The sequence below is a fragment of the Vicinamibacterales bacterium genome, from assembly GCA_041659285.1.
Classification (GTDB): Bacteria; Acidobacteriota; Vicinamibacteria; order Vicinamibacterales; family UBA2999; genus 12-FULL-67-14b.
Window position 1 is genome coordinate 244,384 of record JBAZYO010000003.1, and the last position, 15,593, is coordinate 259,976.

At 69.6% G+C, this 15,593-nt stretch carries 11 protein-coding genes; 5 read left to right on the forward strand and 6 right to left on the reverse strand.

Going from position 1 to position 15,593, the window contains the following annotated elements; all coding sequences use genetic code 11:
* Window positions 1–6: 6 nt before the first annotated feature.
* Genes WC815_06040 through WC815_06065 form a run of 6 tightly spaced genes read right to left on the reverse strand, consistent with a single transcriptional unit; the run spans window position 7 to window position 10,628 of the window.
* Window positions 7–1,599 (reverse strand): S8 family serine peptidase, encoded by a 1,593-nt coding sequence (locus WC815_06040; GenBank protein MFA5908315.1) that lies wholly within the window; start codon window positions 1,597–1,599, stop codon window positions 7–9.
* Window positions 1,600–1,646: 47 nt separating this feature from the next.
* Window positions 1,647–3,320, reverse strand: a complete 1,674-nt coding sequence (locus WC815_06045) for an amidohydrolase (protein MFA5908316.1) — start codon at window positions 3,318–3,320, stop codon at window positions 1,647–1,649.
* A gap of 41 nt (window positions 3,321–3,361) precedes the next feature.
* Window positions 3,362–4,756 (reverse strand): HD-GYP domain-containing protein, encoded by a 1,395-nt coding sequence (locus WC815_06050; protein MFA5908317.1) that lies wholly within the window; start codon window positions 4,754–4,756, stop codon window positions 3,362–3,364.
* Window positions 4,756–7,041, reverse strand: a complete 2,286-nt coding sequence (locus WC815_06055; protein MFA5908318.1) for a HEAT repeat domain-containing protein — start codon at window positions 7,039–7,041, stop codon at window positions 4,756–4,758. The genes WC815_06050 and WC815_06055 overlap by 1 nt, the downstream gene beginning before the upstream one ends.
* An 18-nt stretch (window positions 7,042–7,059) precedes the next feature.
* A complete protein-coding gene (locus WC815_06060; GenBank protein MFA5908319.1) occupies window positions 7,060–8,412 on the reverse strand; it encodes an HD-GYP domain-containing protein in 1,353 nt (450 codons plus the stop codon).
* Window positions 8,409–10,628 carry a HEAT repeat domain-containing protein gene (locus WC815_06065; protein MFA5908320.1) on the reverse strand — a complete coding sequence of 740 codons (2,220 nt, stop codon included), beginning with the start codon at window positions 10,626–10,628 and terminating at the stop codon, window positions 8,409–8,411. Before WC815_06065 ends, WC815_06060 begins: the two co-directional genes overlap by 4 nt.
* A gap of 30 nt (window positions 10,629–10,658) precedes the next feature.
* Here WC815_06065 and WC815_06070 point away from each other — a divergent pair, with 30 nt between their 5' ends.
* The 5 genes from WC815_06070 to mtnA are packed head-to-tail and all read left to right on the forward strand — an operon-like array spanning window position 10,659 to window position 15,590.
* The gene (locus WC815_06070; GenBank protein MFA5908321.1) at window positions 10,659–11,972 is read left to right on the forward strand and encodes a thymidine phosphorylase; all 1,314 of its coding nucleotides are present in this window, start codon (window positions 10,659–10,661) and stop codon (window positions 11,970–11,972) included.
* A gap of 10 nt (window positions 11,973–11,982) precedes the next feature.
* Window positions 11,983–13,251, forward strand: coding sequence for a NupC/NupG family nucleoside CNT transporter (locus WC815_06075; protein ID MFA5908322.1), 1,269 nt, complete (start codon window positions 11,983–11,985; stop codon window positions 13,249–13,251).
* Window positions 13,248–14,066: a purine-nucleoside phosphorylase gene (locus WC815_06080; GenBank protein ID MFA5908323.1), complete on the forward strand. Its 819-nt coding sequence runs from the start codon at window positions 13,248–13,250 to the stop codon at window positions 14,064–14,066. Before WC815_06075 ends, WC815_06080 begins: the two co-directional genes overlap by 4 nt.
* Window positions 14,053–14,475, forward strand: coding sequence for a cytidine deaminase (gene cdd / locus WC815_06085; GenBank protein ID MFA5908324.1), 423 nt, complete (start codon window positions 14,053–14,055; stop codon window positions 14,473–14,475). The genes WC815_06080 and cdd overlap by 14 nt, the downstream gene beginning before the upstream one ends.
* A 59-nt stretch (window positions 14,476–14,534) precedes the next feature.
* Window positions 14,535–15,590: an S-methyl-5-thioribose-1-phosphate isomerase gene (gene mtnA, locus WC815_06090; GenBank protein ID MFA5908325.1), complete on the forward strand. Its 1,056-nt coding sequence runs from the start codon at window positions 14,535–14,537 to the stop codon at window positions 15,588–15,590.
* The last annotated feature ends 3 nt before the right edge of the window (window positions 15,591–15,593 follow it).

Sequence of the window (15,593 nt, forward strand, 5' to 3'; positions counted from 1 at the left end):
GAGGTCCTAACGGGCGAGGCCGAGGCCGCGCAGCGTGGCGCGAGGGTTGATGAGGCCGTAGCCGAAGAGGTCGTCGCGGCCGGCGGTCCCCTTGTCGGTGGCAAATGCCTTCATGGCGGCTTCGATCGCGGCCGGGCTGGTCACGCCCTGCTGCATCAACAAGGCGGCAAAGCCCGACACGTGCGGGGTCGCCATCGACGTGCCCTGGAAGTAGTAGAACGCAAACGAATCAGCACGCGGCGGTCCGAACCGCGACACTGGCCGCTCGTAGGTTTCGAGCAGGTCGAGGTCGAGGGTCTGCTGGAGGATGCCGGCGCTGGTGCCCCCGGCGCGCTGATCGCCGCCGGGCGCGGAGAGTTCCACGAAGGAGCCGGACGTCGAGTAGTACGCCGATTCGAGCGTGCGGCCGACGGCGCCGACGGCGACCATCCCGTTGATGTCGGGCGCCGGTTGCGCCAGGCGGTTGGCCTGGTTGCCGCTGTCGCGGGTGTTGCCCGCCGCCACCACGACGAACGCGCCCTTGCTCACGGCGTAGCGCACGGCATCGGTCACCACCGGCGCCGGGCCACCATCGTCGCGGCCGATGCTGAGGTTGATCACCTTGGCGCCGTTGTCGGCGGCGTAGCGGATGCCGCGGGCGACGACGTCATCGGTGCCTTCGTTGGGGCTCGAGAAGATCTCGTCCCACAGCGCCTGGATGATCTTCACCGGCATGATGCGCACGTTGTAAGCCATGCCGGCGCCGCCGATGCCGTTGTTGGTGAGCTGGCCGATGGTGCCGGTCACGTGCGTGCCGTGTGAATCCAGGTCCACCGGCGCGTCGTCATCCCAAATGAAATCGTGCGGCGCGACGAAACGGGTGGAGCCGCTGGCGCCGAGTTCCGGCGCCGCCGCGAACGGCACGTCGACGACGCCGAGCGCGGGATAGATCGGTCCGTTCTGCGTCATGCGGAAGTTGAAGCGGGAGTTGTAGCGGAAGGTGCCCGACTTGAAGGCGACGCCGCTGTCGAGCACCGCGACGATGATGTCGGAGGTGGCGCCAGGCTGGATGTCCCAGGCCCGTTCCATGTCGATGGCGGGGAAGTTCCACTGGTTCGTGTAGAGCGGATCGTTGGGCCGGCTCAGCGCGTAGTTCTTGTACCGCGGTTGCGCGTACTCCACGTCGGGGCGCGCGCGCAGCACAGCGGACGCGGCCTCGGGATCCGCGGAGTCGGGGATGTCGATGATGTCGAAGTTGGCCCAGCCGGAGCGATCCACCGTGTCGCCGGCAACCTGCCGGGTCGCGGCGGTGATGGCGGCGGAGCCGGTGCCGTCCCTGAACTTCACGATCACCGAGCCGCGCACGTAGGGCAGGGCGGCCGCGCTGCGATCGGCGCGCACGCGATCCGCGTCGTCGTGATTGCGCGCCGCGCGTGGCGGCTCCTGGTCGCGCAGGCCGCGATCGAGCGGCGGCAAGGCGGCGTCCTGCACCAACAGCCGCGAGGCGGCGGGCGCCGGCCGCTCCTGACCGGAGCCGGCGGCGGTGAGGAGGCCGGCCACCGTGACGCCCACGAGTCCCGCCCCGCGGACGGCCCGCCACACTGGTCGCGCAACAGTCATAGCGCCATGTTAGCCCGGGCGGGAGCCGGGGCCGCGTCCCCGACGATTTACTTGGACTTCTCGTAGACGACCTCGCCGCCGATGACCGTGAGCAACACCGAGGTGCCCAGGATCTGGGCGGGCTCGACCGTCATCACGTCGCGATCGAGCAGCAGGAGGTCGCCGTATTTGCCCGTCTCGATCGAGCCAAGGTCATGTTCGGCATGCGCCGCGTAGGCCGCGCTCCACGTGAACGACTTCAGGGCTTCGGCCCGCGACAGGCGCTGGTCTGGCATCCACCCGCCCGCCGGGTTGCCCGAGGGGTCCTGGCGGGTGATGGCGGCGTAGAGGCCCGGCATCGGGTTGGGTTCTTCGACGGGGAAGTCGGAGCCGTTGGCGAGTACCGCGCCGGTCTTGAGGAGCTTCTGCCACACGTAGGCGCCTTCCGCCGTGCGCGCGTGGCCGATGCGGACCGCCACCCACGGCATGTCGGAGGTGGCGTGCGTCGCCTGCATCGAGGCGATCACGTTGAGCGCCTTGAAGCGGGGGATGTCGGCCTCGTCCAGAATCTGCGCGTGCTCGTTGCGCTGGCGCAGGTCGCGGGCCGCGGGGACCTCGGCGGCGACCTTCTCGAACAGGTCCAGCACCTCGCGGTTGGCGCGATCGCCGATGGCGTGGATGCCGGTCTGGAAGCCCGCCTGCGCCGCCGCCAGCGTCTGGGCGTAGACCTCGCCGGGCGGCGTCGTCAGCAGGCCGGTGTTCTTGGCTTCGTCGGTGTAGGGCTCCAGCAACGCCGCGCCGCGGGAGCCGAGCGCGCCGTCGGCGACGATCTTGATCGCCCGCACCGACAAGTGGCGGTTGCCGTAGTCCTTGATCGGCCCCTTCTTGAACTCCTCCTTCAGCGTGTCGAGGGATCCGCTGAGCATCGCGTAGATGCGCGTCTTGAGCTTGCCCTGATCGATCAGCCGCTGGTAGGCCGCGACCTCGCGCACCGACGCGCCGGCGTCGTGCACCATGGTGAGGCCGAGGCGCCGCGCTTCGGCGTCGGCCAGCAGGATCTGCTCCTCGAGTTGCGCCTCGGAGATGTCGGGAATCTTACCGGCCACCAGGCGCTGGGCCTGGTCGATCAGCACGCCGCTCGGCGCGCCCGCGGTGTCGCGAATCAGGCGACCGCCATCCGGATCGCGCGTGGTGCGCGTCACCCCGGCGGCGTCCAGCGCCGCCTTGTTCACGACCGCCGCATGACCATCGACGCGGGTCAGATACACCGGATTGTTGGGCGCGGCGGCGGTCAGCTGGTCGTGCGTCGGCCAGGCCTTGTCGTCCCAGTCGTTCTGGTCCCAGCTGCGGCCCAGGATCCACTCACCGGGGCGCGCCGTGGCGGCGCGGGCGCGCACCATTGCCACGATCTGCTCGAAGGAGGTGGTGCCGCGCAGCTTCAACATCTGCAGGCTCTCACCGAGGTTCGTGAAGTGGCCATGCGCGTCCTGCAAGCCCGGCAGCACGGCGCGGCCCTCGGCATCGACGACGCGGGTGTTGGGACCGCGCCGCTTCAGCGCCTCGGCGCTGGTGCCCACCAGCACGAAGCGGCCGCCGCGCACCGCCACCGCCTCGGCGCGTGGCTGGGTGTCGTTGGCCGTGTAGACGACGGCGTTGTGGATGATGAGGTCGGCGAGCGGTAGCGGTTCGGTGACCTGGCAGGCCGCGAGAACGAGGAACGCGAAGACGGCGGCAATTCGCATGCGCCGAGTATAGGCTGCGGCGCCGCGGCCGAAAAACACGTCTACAAGTAGCTGAGCGGATCGATCCCGTACTCGGCGGGATCGAGCGGCGCGGTGATCGCCTTGGGGCCGGGGCCCTCGTCGGGCGCCTCCCAGAGGTTCACGTCCAGCGGCACGTCCAGGCGTTCGCGCGACGGCGAGACAATGACGCGGACCCGGGGCTTGTACGGTTCCGGGGCGTGCACCGCGATCACCACGGCGAGCGCGCCGGAATCGAGTCGCACCAGGTTGCCGGGCGGGTAGATGCCGAGCAACTGCGTGAAGCGCCGCACCAGGTGCTGGTCGAACTGCTGGCCGTCGTTGCGCTTCATCACCTGGAGGATGCGGTCCGACGGGAACGCCTGCTGGTAGGAGCGCTGCGAGCGCATGGCGTCATAGACGTCGGCGATGCTGCACAGCATGGTGCCGAGGTTGAGGCCGGCCCGTGAGACGCCAAACGGGTAGCCGGTGCCGTCGAGGCGCAGGTGATGCTCGAAGGCAATCACCGGCGCGATCGCCGGCATCTCCGGCGTGCGCCGCAGGATCTCGGCGCCGTCCACCACGTGCATCCGCATGATGTTGAACTCGCTGTCGGTCAGCTTGTCGGGCTTGTTGAGGATCTCGGTCGGCGTCCGCACCTTGCCGATGTCGTGCATCAGCGCCGCCAGCCCGAGCTCGCGCAGCATCGAACCCTCCATGCCGAGCGCGCGCGCCTGCGACATGGTGAGAATCGACACGTTCACCATGTGCGTAAACGTGTAGTTGTCGTAGTTCTTGAGCGCGGTGAGCGCGATCAGGGCGGTGCGGTTGGCCGACACCGCCTGCGCCAGCGAGTCGATCAGGACCCGCGCCGCCTTGGGATCCGGCGTCCCTTCGGCCTTGGTCATTTCCCACACCGCGCCGGCCACATTCGAGGCGTCGGCGTACAAGCGCCGGATGGTCGCCACGTCGGCCGCCGAGGCCTCGACCTTCTGCTCGGTCTGGATGCGGCCGACGCGAATGTGCGGCAGGGCGGCGAGCACGCCGAGCGGATCGCTCGGCTCGACCCCGGGGCCGCTCTGCCCGGGGCGCCGCTCGGGATGCGCGATGGTCTGCGCCAGGGTCGACAACTCCTCGGGCGTGACGCCGCGGTCGAAGACGATGCGCTCGATGCCCAGCGCCTTCAGGCGGCGGATCATCTCGCCCATCGATTCGGCCGCCCGCGGCAGCGGCGTGTCGCCGACGATCACCTCGTTGCCGATGATGCCGATCGCGATCGACGGTTGATCGGTCAGCAGCAGGGTGACGGATTCGTTGAGGGCGTCGAACGCCCGCTGCACCAGCGGATGCGCCGGCGCGTAGAGCTGGGCGCCACGTAACGCGGCGCCCAGACGCCGCATGAACTCGTCGGCCGTTCGTAACCGGGTGACGGGATCCATCACTGGGCCCTCCGCATCGGAGGCCGCATCGGTGGCGCCTCGGCGAGCGCGGTCTTGGCGGCGCGTTTGACGCCGCCCGCCCCGCGCTCGGCCGCCTCGGTCAGCGCCCGCTCGGCGCTCGGCAGGCTGATGCCTCGCAGCGCCCGGGCCGCGGCGCTGCGAATGCGCGCGGTGCGGCCCGGCGCGTACCACTCGCCGCGATGCAGGATGTCCTTCAGCGTTGCCACCGACCGCTCGTCGTTGGCGACGCGGCCCAGCGATTCGATCGTCGACAGGTAGTCACCCTCGAGCGATCCCGTGTACCCGGTGTGCGTGAGGAGGTGGACGAAGAGGGGAGCGGCGCGCTCGTCGCGCAGCGACCCGAGCGCCTGCATGATCGCGTCACGCGTGTGGGGCTTGCCGCTCTTGAGCGCCTGCTCGAGCGCCCCGTAGGCCTCGTTGGTGCCAATCTGCACGATCGCCCGCAGCGCCTCCCGCTGCACTTGCGGGTCGGCATCGTCCAGCAGGCCGCGCAGGTCGGGCAGCGCGGCTTCGCCGCCAAGCGCACGGAGCAGGTCCACGGCCGCCCGCCGCACCGCGGGGTTGGGCGAGGTGCGCAGCTCGTCCGCGTACTGGCGCGCCGCGGTGCCGAACCCGATCAGGATGTCGCGCAGGCGGCGCACGGTGCGCGCGTTGTCTTCGGCGGCCAGCGCATCCGCCAGCGGTTCCACGAGCACCGGGCCAATCGTCGCGCAGATTTGCGCCGCGAGGCCGACCTCGCCATCCGTCGCCTGGCGCAGGAACAGCGCGAGGTGGCGCACGAGGGCGCCGTCCACGAGCCGCGTCACGCCGGCCGCGGCGTACGCCGCGGACGGCGCCTCGGTCCGGTTCGAGGCGTTGACGACGGCGTCCACCAACTGGGCGGCCAGCGCGAGGTCGCCCACCAGCACGAGCTGTTCGATGCTGCCGACGGTCAGGTCGAGCACGCCGGCCCACGCGTCCTGCCGCGCCTCGATGGTGAGCAGGTCCAACAGCAGCCGCTGGTCGAGCGCGCGCACCTCTTCGTTGCTGACCGTGGACACCCAGGCGCGGATTCGCACCGGCGGGTCATCGCCGATCTTGTCCACCTCCATCGCCTGGGTCCGCGCCGAGGTCAGCTCGCGGGCGTAGTCCTCCGACACGAATTGCGAGTCGGAATACGACGTCAGCATCTCGGTGGAACTCGACCAGATGCTTTCAAACTGCGGATCCTTGCCGAACAGGGCGGCGGCCTGCTCGGTGGCGGCGGCGAGAATGCTGTGCTGACGCTCGGGGTCGGGCACCAGGGTCTGGAACGCCGCCGCCAGGCGGTTGCTCGCGCCGCGGTCCTTGACGACGTTCTCGACCAGGAACTTGGTCAGCATCTCGTCGGTGAGCCGGGATTGCAGCTCGCCGCCCAGGTCCATGCGCGGCGCGGTGGTGCCCGGCGGCTGCAGCGGCGGCGGATCGGTGATCAGGGTCAGCAGCATCTCGGGCGACATCTGCGCCGCCGCGCCGGCCATCTTGTCGAGGACGGCATCGAGCTCCGCGGGCTGGCGCTCGGCGGCGTAGTTGGCCAGGCCGTGCATCAGCTCGAGCAGCGACTTGCGCTGTTGAATCGAGTCGTCTCCACTCGCGCGGCCGTGAGCCTGCAGGCGATCGGCGAACTGCGCCAGGCGCGCCGAATCCTTGGCCATCTCGAGCATGTCGGCCATGCCGCCCGGCTCGAGTCCGCCGCCGCCCAGTTCCTGCCGCTCTTCGCCCAGCGTCGCCAGGATGCGGTCCCACGACGCCGACTCGCCGCTGCCGGCGCGCTCGCGCAGGACCTCGGCGTAGTCGATCTCCTTGAGGGCGATCGACTTGTTGCCCGAGGCGTCCCAGGCGTGGGCGACGCCGCCGATGGCCCGCGCATCCTCGGGCGATTTCGCCAGCAGCGACAGGAAGGCGTGCCACTCGTCGTTGTCGAGCGTGCCGAGCAACGTCATTTCGCCAATCAACTGCTGGTGGAGGAGCGAGGCCAGCTCGCCGGCCGCGGCGTCCGGCTTGGCGAACCCGCGGCCGCCCACCAGCAGGGCATCGGGCAGCACCGTGATCGGCAGCGGCCCGTTGTAGACGGCATTCTTGCCCGCCTCGGTGATGCGAGACAGCGCCGCCTGGATGGTCGGGTGGCTGGGCGGGTACATCGACACCACGCGCGTCGCCGCCTTGCAGGCCTTGGCGAACTCGGACAGCCGGACGGCGGTCTCGGGTGAGAGCGGTTCCGGCTTGGTGGGGGAAGGGGACGCCATGACAGAGGTAATCAGGAATTATAGATACGTGAGCGGGTCGATGCCTACCTGCGGCCCGTCTACTGCTTCGACGACCGCGCGCGGGTAATTCCCGCGCGCATCGCGGTCCCAGGTGTTGGTCAGGAGGGGCGTTTCATAGAGCGCCCCCGTCCCGTCGAGCACCAGCTTCACCTGCGGCCGGAACGGGTCCTCCGGATGCGTCTGCGTGACCACCCCCACTTCCTCGGTGTTGAGCCGCACCAGCGTGCCCACCGGGAACAGGCCCATCAGGTTGACGAAACGGCGGAGCAGCGCCGGGTGAAAGGCGGTGCCGTCCTGCTGCCCCATGATGTGCTTGATGCGATCGGTGGCCAGCCCTTCCCGATAGGCGCGGTTGCTGCGGAGGGCGTCGAACACGTCCACCACGCTCACCACCATCGTGCACAGGTTCAGCGTGCGCGCGCCGATGTTCTCGGGGTAGCCGCTGAGATCCTGTTTCAGGTGATGCTCGAACGCCACCACCGGCGCCAGCGCCGGGGTCTCCGGCGTGCGGCGCAGGATGTGCGCGCCGTTCACCACGTGGAGCTTCATGATGGTGAACTCCTCCTCGGTCAGCTTGCCGGGCTTGTTCAGGATCTCCAGCGGCGTGTGCACCTTGCCGATGTCGTGCATCAGCGCGGCGAAGCCGAACTCCCGCAGCATCGGGCCCTCGAGGTCGAGCGAGCGGGCCATCGCCATCGACAGCGCGGCGACGTTCACCATGTGGGTGAACGTGTAGTTGTCGTGGCGCTTGAGCGCGGTGAGCGCGAGCAGCGAGGTGCGGTCCTGGTAGACCAGCTTCGACAGGCTGTCGATGATGCCGCGGGCGTCGGCCGGGTCGGGCTGCTCGCCGGCCTTGGCCGCGGTCCAGATGGTCTCCGCGGTCGATACCGCCTTCGAGTACATCTGCTTCGCCGCGGCGAGGCCGACCTCCGAGTCGTCTTCCTCCTCGGCGGCGACCTTCGACACCTGGATGCGGCGAATGCCGCGCGAGGTCAGGCGGTCGTTGACGCCCGTCCGCGACGTGCGATCCGTCAGTTCATCCATCAGGGCGCGCAGGTCCGGGACCTCGAGCCCGCGCGCGAACGTGATCTTCTCGATCTGCCGCTCGCGCATGTCCCGCAGCAGCCCCGCCAGCGCCGCCGAGCCGCGCGGCAGCCGGAAGTCGTTGATCACCACGTCGTCTTCGAGGAAGCCGACGATCACGGTGGGGGTGTCCACCAGCGCCGGCGCCAGGATGCCGTGGAGGCCGGTGGCCGACCGCTGCACCAGCGGATGGCTGGGCGCGTACAGCTCGGCGGCCCGCACGGCGGCGCCGAGGCGCCGGATGATGTCTTCGTGTGGAACGCTCATAGCGGTGGCCGCGTCGCCGCGGATGCCGCCATCCGCCGCAGGAAGAAGTCGCCGGTGCGGGCCAGGTCATCGACCGTCTGCCTGGCCTTCGCCGTGCCGATGCGCGCGAGCGCCCGCAGCGACGCCTCGCGCAGCTGCGTGGTCTTGCCCCAGGCCAGCCAGCGGCGGCGTTTCGCGGTGGCCGCAATCTGGGCCAGCGCACGGTCGTCGCGGAACGACGCCAGCGCGCCCAGCGTGTCGAGCACGATGGAGAAGTCTTCGCCGAAGGGGTCGCTGTCGCCGAGGATGCGGCCCAGCATCGGCACCACCCGCGGGTCCTTGAGGCCGACCAGCGCCGCGATCACGGCGGCCCGCGCCTCGCCCGAAGTTGCCTTCAGCGCCATGTGCATGGCGCGCGCCGCGGCCGGGTCGTCGATCCGCGCCATCGCCGACACCGCCTCGTGCATCACGCGGAGGTCGGTGCGGCGCAGCAGCACCTGGAGCGGTGGCACGGCGGCCGGCGTTCCGATCTGGCCCAGCACCTGCGCCACCTCGTGCTGCACGAACCACCGCTTGTCGTCCACGGCCGCCGCCAGGCCGGGGATGGCCGACGGCCCGAGCTTGACGAGGAGGGCCGACGCCCGCTCGGTGGCGACGCCGCCCGCTTCCTGCTGATAGGCGCTCAACAGCGCCGGCACCGCCGCGGCGCCAATGTCGCGAACCACGGACTCGAAGCTGGCGAGCTCATCCTTCGATTGATCGGCAAGCCCGGTGGTGGCCTCGGCCAGCGCGGCGGCCGCGCCAAGGCCGTCGAGCGCGCGCCGGCAGGCCTCCGGCGCCAATCCAGCCTTGCGCGTGGTGGCCGCGAGCAGCTCGCCGACCACGGGCACGGCATCGGCGAAGGCCCCGGCGAGCAGGAGCTCTTCGACGAAGGCCGCCATGTCGCGCGCCGTTTCCGCCATGCGCTCGGCCTGCGACTCGTTGCGCAGCAGGTCGATCAGCAACTGGCCCGACAGCCGGCGGACGCTGTCGTGCCCGAGCGTCTCGAGCCAGGCGCCGAGCTCGGGCGGGAGGCCGCGGGCCGAGAGGTCCACGGCCCGCGCCGCGGCCTGGTCCATCGACTCCCGGTATTCGGCCGACACGTAGCTGGACTCGTCGTACTTGAGGAGCAGCTCGTCGAGCGACTGCCGGATGTCATCGATCGGCCGCTTGCTGCCGAAATCGCGCTCCGAGATCAACCGCTTGGCCAGCGTCAGCACGCGTCGCTTGCGGTCGGCGTCGGGCGCGAGGGTGTCGAGCACCTTGGCGAGCCGGTTGGTGGGATGCCCCGGGGCCGAACAGGCGCGGGCCAGCAACATCGCCACCTGCTGGTCGTCGAAGGCCTGCTTGAGCGCGCCGACAATCTGCACGTTCTCGCCGGCGCTCTCTTCCTGCAGCATCAGCTCCAGCGCCGTGGACGGGTCGAGATTGGACGCCGCCAGGGCCAGCGACTGGATCACCTCCTGGACGCGTTCGGGCTCGAGGGCGGCCACCGTCTTCGCGATGTGGCGATACACCGCCAGCACCGTCGCCGCCTGTGTCGTGACCAGCGGCGAGCCGTCGGGGGTGGTGAACGGCTCCTTGCTGTCTTTGGCGAGTTCGCCGATGGCGCCGACGTCGCGCGAGATGTCCAGCAGGCGCTGCTGTTCCTCGGCGCTGAACGTCGAGCGGCCCATGATGATGGACCGGACAATGGCCTTCCAGGTGGCATCGCGCCGCGCCGGCCCTTCGTCCAGCTCGCGTTCGAGAATCTCCTGGTAGTCGATCTGCTCGACGAGGATCGCGTTCTGGTCTTCCGCGGCCCACAGCGCGGCGGGGCCGCCGCGCGCGCGCCGCGTGTCACGGTCGAGCGACAGCACGGCCAGCAGCGCCCGCACCACCGGTTCGGCCGGCGCCACCATGATGCTGACCTGCAGGATGTCGCGGTCGTGGAGCAGCTCCGCGCATTCCACCACCGCCAGCTCCGTGGAATCGAGGGCGACGCCGTCGAGCAGCAGCTGGTGGGGCGTGACGGCGAGCTGCATCAGGCCGCTGTTTGCCGCGTCGGCCGCGGCCGCGACCAGGCGGTCCACGGCGAGCACGACCGCCGGATGTTCGGGCGGATAGAACCCCCAACTGCGCAGCGCAATCGTGATCGCGCGCGCCAGGTTGATGGCGCTCCGGGTGAGGTCGGCGGGTGAGGCCGTTCGCTGGGCCATGCGGATTACTACGATATACTGCCGCCGCCCATGCGAGCCGTCGACATCATTCGCGCGAAGCGGGACGGCGAGGCCCTGTCGCGTGAGGCGATCCAGGCATTTGTCGGGGGCGTGACCGACGGATCGTGGCCCGACTACCAGGCCTCGGCGCTGCTGATGGCCATTGTCCTCAAGGGCATGACCGCCGAGGAAACCGCCTGGCTCACCGACGCCATGGTGCGATCGGGCGAGCGGGTTGACCTGAGCCACATTCCCGGCATCAAGGTCGGCAAGCACAGTACCGGCGGCGTCGGCGACAAGGTCTCCATCATTCTGGCCCCGCTGGCGGCGTCGTGCGGGGTGGTGGTGCCGAAGATGTCGGGCCGTGGCCTCGGCCACACCGGCGGCACGCTCGACAAGCTCGAGAGCATTCCCGGGTTTCGCGTCGCCCTGTCGATCGACGAGTTCAGGGCGATGCTGGCGGACGTGGGCTGCTGCCTGATCAGCCAGACCGCGACCATCGCGCCCGCCGACAAGGTGCTCTACGCGCTGCGTGACGTGACCGGGACCATCGAGAGCATCCCGCTGATCGCCTCGTCGGTGATGAGCAAGAAGCTGGCCGAAGGCAGCAACGCCGTGGTGCTCGACGTCAAGTGCGGCCGCGGCGCCTTCATGAAGAACCGCGCCAATGCGCGCGAACTGGCGCGCGCGCTGGTGTCGATTGGCAACGCCGCCGGCGTGCACACCGAGGCCTTCATCACGCAGATGGACGTGCCGCTCGGCCGGGCGGTCGGCAACGCCGTGGAGATCGCCGAGTGCATCGAGGTGCTGAAGGGCGGCGGGCCTGCCGATCTGTCTGGCCTGGTCGTCACCTTCGCCACCCGCATGCTGCGCGTGGCGGAGCTGGCGGCCACCGATGATGACGCCGCGGCCAGGGTGCGAGCCGCGCTCTCATCCGGCGCCGCGCTCGCGAAATTCAAGGAGATGGTCGCGCGCCAGGGCGGCAATCCCGCGGTGGCCGACGACCCCGGCCTGTTGCCGCAGGCGAAGTTCACGCACCTGGTGCCGGCCCCGCGTTCAGGATTTGTGGTGGAACTCGACGCGCTGTCGATTGGGCGGGCGGCGGTCGCCCTGGGCGCCGGACGCGACAAGAAGGGCGACCAGGTGGACCTGTCGGCCGGACTCATCCTGCGCAAGAAGCCCGGCGAGGCGGTCCAGGCCGGGGAGCCGGTGGTCGAACTCCGCTACAACGATCCCGCCCGGCTGGAGGCCGCGGTGGCGCTGGTCACGCAGGCGATCGTGATTGGCGACACCGCCCCGACGGGGCAGTCGCTGGTCCTCGAGTGGGTCCACGATAACGATTAGCGAGGGACATGTGGGAATCCTGGGCACGCTGCAACCGCTGATCGGCCTGGTGGGCATCCTCGCGCTGGCGTATGGGTTGTCCACCAACCGGCGCGCCATCAGTCCGCGGGTGGTGGGATGGGGCCTCGGCTTGCAGCTCCTGTTCGCGTTGATCGTGCTGAAGACCGACCTCGGGCAGCGCGTCTTCCAGGTGCTCGGCGACAAGATGCGGCAGTTGCTCGACTTTTCGGTCGTCGGGTCGGGCTTTGTCTTCGGCGCGCTCGGCGATGCCTCGGTGTGGGGCCGCGTCATGACCGGCGCGCTGGGGGAGGAAGGCGCGCGCTACGGCGTCGTGTTCGCGTTCCAGATCCTGCCCACCATCATCTTCATCGCCGCGCTGTTCGCGATCCTCTACTACCTCGGGATCATGCAGGTCATCGTCCGCCTGCTGGCCGTCGTCATGAACAGGGTGATGGGCGCGAGCGGCGCCGAGTCCCTGAACGTGGCGGCGAGCATCTTCATGGGCCAGACCGAGGCGCCGCTGACGATCCGGCCGTTCCTCGCCAAGATGACGCAGTCGGAGCTGATGACCGTGATGACCTCCGGCATGGCCCACATCTCCGGCGGCATCATGGCCGCCTACATTGCCTTCGGCATCGACGCCAAGCACCTGCTCACCGCCGTGATCATGACGGCGCCCGGCACGCTGATGATGGCCAAGATGTTCGTGCCGGAAACCGAGACCCCGGAAACGCGCGGCACCGTGAAGCTCGAGGTGGTGAACCAGGACGTCAACATCATCGACGCCGCCGGCCGCGGCACCAGCGAGGGCCTGCACCTGGCGATGAACGTCGGCGCCATGCTGATTTCGTTTGTGGCGCTGATCGCGCTGGTCAACGCCATGCTCGGCGCCATCGGCGGCACCATCGGCCTGCAGGGGTTCTCGCTGCAGACGATTTTCGGCTGGGTCTTCGCGCCGGTGGCGTGGAGCCTGGGCGTGCCGTGGAAGGACGCCGCCGCGGTGGGGAACCTGCTCGGCACGCGCATGGTGCTCAACGAGTTCATCGCGTTCGCGCAATTGGGCGGCATGAAGGACGCGCTCGATCCGCGGTCGTTCACCATCGCCACCTTCGCCCTGTGCGGCTTCGCCAACTTCGCCTCGATCGGCATGCAGATCGGCGGCATCGGCGCGCTCGCGCCCAGCCGCCGCGGCGACCTGGCCCGGCTCGGCCTGCGGGCGATGCTGGCGGGCACGCTCGCCAACTTCCTGACCGCCATCATCGTGGGCTTCTTACTGTGAGCGACTTCGCCCAGGCGACGGAAGCGGCCGAGTGGCTGCGCGGGCACGGCTGCGGCGGCGCCGACGTGGCCGTGGTGCTCGGGTCCGGTCTTGGGGATTTCGCGGATCATCTTGGTGACGCGTTCACCATTCCGTATGCCGACATTCCGCACTGGCCGGAGTCGCGGGTGATCGGCCACGCCGGCAAGCTGGTGGGCGGCACGCTCCGCGGCAAGCGCGTGCTGGCCTTGTCCGGGCGCGTGCACACCTACGAAGGCCACGACCTGAAGACCGTGACCTTTGCCATGCGGGCAATGGGACGGCTCGGCGTGCCGCGCGTGATCCTGACCAACGCGGCCGGCGGCATTTCGCCGAAGTGCTCGCGCGGCGCCCTGATGGTGATCGACGATCACATCAACCTGATGGGCAACAACCCGCTCGTGGGACCCAACGACGATCGGCTCGGCCCGCGCTTTCCCGACATGACCCACGTCTATTCCCCCCGGCTGCGCGCCCTCACGGACGAGGCCGCGACGGAACAGGGCCTGCCCGTTCAGCACGGTGTCTACGTGGCCGTGCTGGGCCCCAGCTACGAAACCCCGGCCGAGATTCGCGCGTTCCGGACGCTCGGTGCCGATGCCGTGGGGATGTCCACCGTGCCGGAAGCGGTCGTCGCGCGTCACATGGGCATGGAGGTGCTGGGCATCTCGTGCATCACCAACGCCGCCGCCGGCGTGTTCCCCGAGCCGCTTCATCATGACGAGGTGATGGAGACCGCGCGTCAGGTGAAGGGACAGTTCATCGGTCTGCTGGAGGGGGTCATTGGCCGCCTCTGACGCCGCCCCCTCCGCTGAAGCTTCGGCGGCCAAGCTGCTCGCCGCCGCGCGCGCCGTGCGCGAACGGGCCGCCGCCGACTTCTCGGGCTTCAAGGTGGGCGCGGCCCTCGAAACCACCGACGGCCAGATCATCACCGGCTGCAACGTCGAGAATGCCAGCTACGGCCTCACCATCTGCGCCGAGCGCGTCGCCATCTTCAAGGCCATCTCCGAAGGCCAACGTTCTTTCACGCGCATCGTCGTCGTCGCCGACACCGAATCACCGACCCCGCCGTGCGGCGCGTGCCGGCAGATCCTGTGGGAGTTCGCCGGCGACATCGAAGTGATTCTCGCCAACAAGACGGCGGTGACGGCAACGTTGCAGATGAAGGACCTCCTGCCGTTGCCGTTCGACCGGCGCCTCTTGTAGCGGCCGGGGCGAATTGCCCTCCCGACTGGCAGTGCCCTCCCGGTATGATCGGTCAAGACATGCTTCCAACAATCGCGTGGCAAGACTTCGACATCGTGATGGTCGATCAGCGCAAGCTGCCGGCCGCGGAGGTCTACGTGACCTGCCGCACTGTCAACGAGGTGGCCAAGGCCATCAAGACCATGGTCATTCGCGGTGCGCCGGCCATTGGCGTGAGCGCGGCCATGGGTCTCGCGCTGGGCGCCGCCCGCAGCAAGGCCACCGGCACCAAGCAGTTCACCACCGAGTTCCAGCGCAACTGCGAGATCCTCGCGGCGACGCGGCCGACCGCGGTCAACCTGTTCTGGGCGATCGAGCGGATGAAGCTCTCCTTCGCGGACGGTGCCCTCGCCGGTGAGTCGGTGGACCAGTTGAAGACGCGCCTGCGGACGGAGGCCGATCGCATTCACGATGACGACGTGGCGAGTTGCCGGGCGATTGGCGCGCACGGCGCGACGTTGGTGCCGGCGGTGGCCACCATTCTCACGCACTGCAACGCCGGCGCGCTGGCCACGGCCGGCTACGGCACCGCGCTCGGCGTCGTCCGCGGCGCGGTCGAAGCGGGCCGTCAGGTGCGCGTGATCGCCGACGAGACGCGGCCGTTCCTGCAGGGCGCGCGGCTCACGGCGTGGGAGCTCGTCAAGGACGGCATCGACACCACCGTGATCACCGACAACATGGCCGGCGCCATCATGCGGGCGGGCGAGATCGACCTGGTGGTGGTGGGCGCCGATCGCATTGCCGCCAACGGCGACACCGCGAACAAGATCGGCACTTACTCGGTGGCCGTGCTGGCGCGGGCGCACGGCATTCCGTTCTATGTCGCGGCGCCGTGGTGCACCATCGACCTGGCGACTCCGGATGGCGATGCCATCCCGATCGAGGAGCGCGATTCGCGGGAAGTCACGCACGTGGGATCCACGCGGCTCGCCCCTGAAGGCGCGCACATCCGCAATCCCTCGTTCGACGTGACGCCGAGCGAGTTCATTACCGCCATCATCACCGAGCGCGGCATTGTCCGCCCGCCATTTGGGGATGGGTTCAGAACGGTTCTGAACGGTTCTGAACCGTTCTGAAAG

What these genes read in the sequence shown, in the direction of transcription:
- WC815_06040 (MFA5908315.1), bottom strand. Translation starts at nt 1,599, where the DNA reads ATGACTGTTGCGCGACCAGTGTGGCGGGCCGTCCGCGGGGCGGGACTC.
- WC815_06045 (MFA5908316.1), bottom strand. Translation starts at nt 3,320, where the DNA reads ATGCGAATTGCCGCCGTCTTCGCGTTCCTCGTTCTCGCGGCCTGCCAG.
- WC815_06050 (MFA5908317.1), bottom strand. Translation starts at nt 4,756, where the DNA reads ATGGATCCCGTCACCCGGTTACGAACGGCCGACGAGTTCATGCGGCGT.
- WC815_06055 (MFA5908318.1), bottom strand. Translation starts at nt 7,041, where the DNA reads ATGGCGTCCCCTTCCCCCACCAAGCCGGAACCGCTCTCACCCGAGACC.
- WC815_06060 (MFA5908319.1), bottom strand. Translation starts at nt 8,412, where the DNA reads ATGAGCGTTCCACACGAAGACATCATCCGGCGCCTCGGCGCCGCCGTG.
- WC815_06065 (MFA5908320.1), bottom strand. Translation starts at nt 10,628, where the DNA reads ATGGCCCAGCGAACGGCCTCACCCGCCGACCTCACCCGGAGCGCCATC.
- WC815_06070 (MFA5908321.1), top strand. Translation starts at nt 10,659, where the DNA reads ATGCGAGCCGTCGACATCATTCGCGCGAAGCGGGACGGCGAGGCCCTG.
- mtnA (MFA5908325.1), top strand. Translation starts at nt 14,535, where the DNA reads ATGCTTCCAACAATCGCGTGGCAAGACTTCGACATCGTGATGGTCGAT.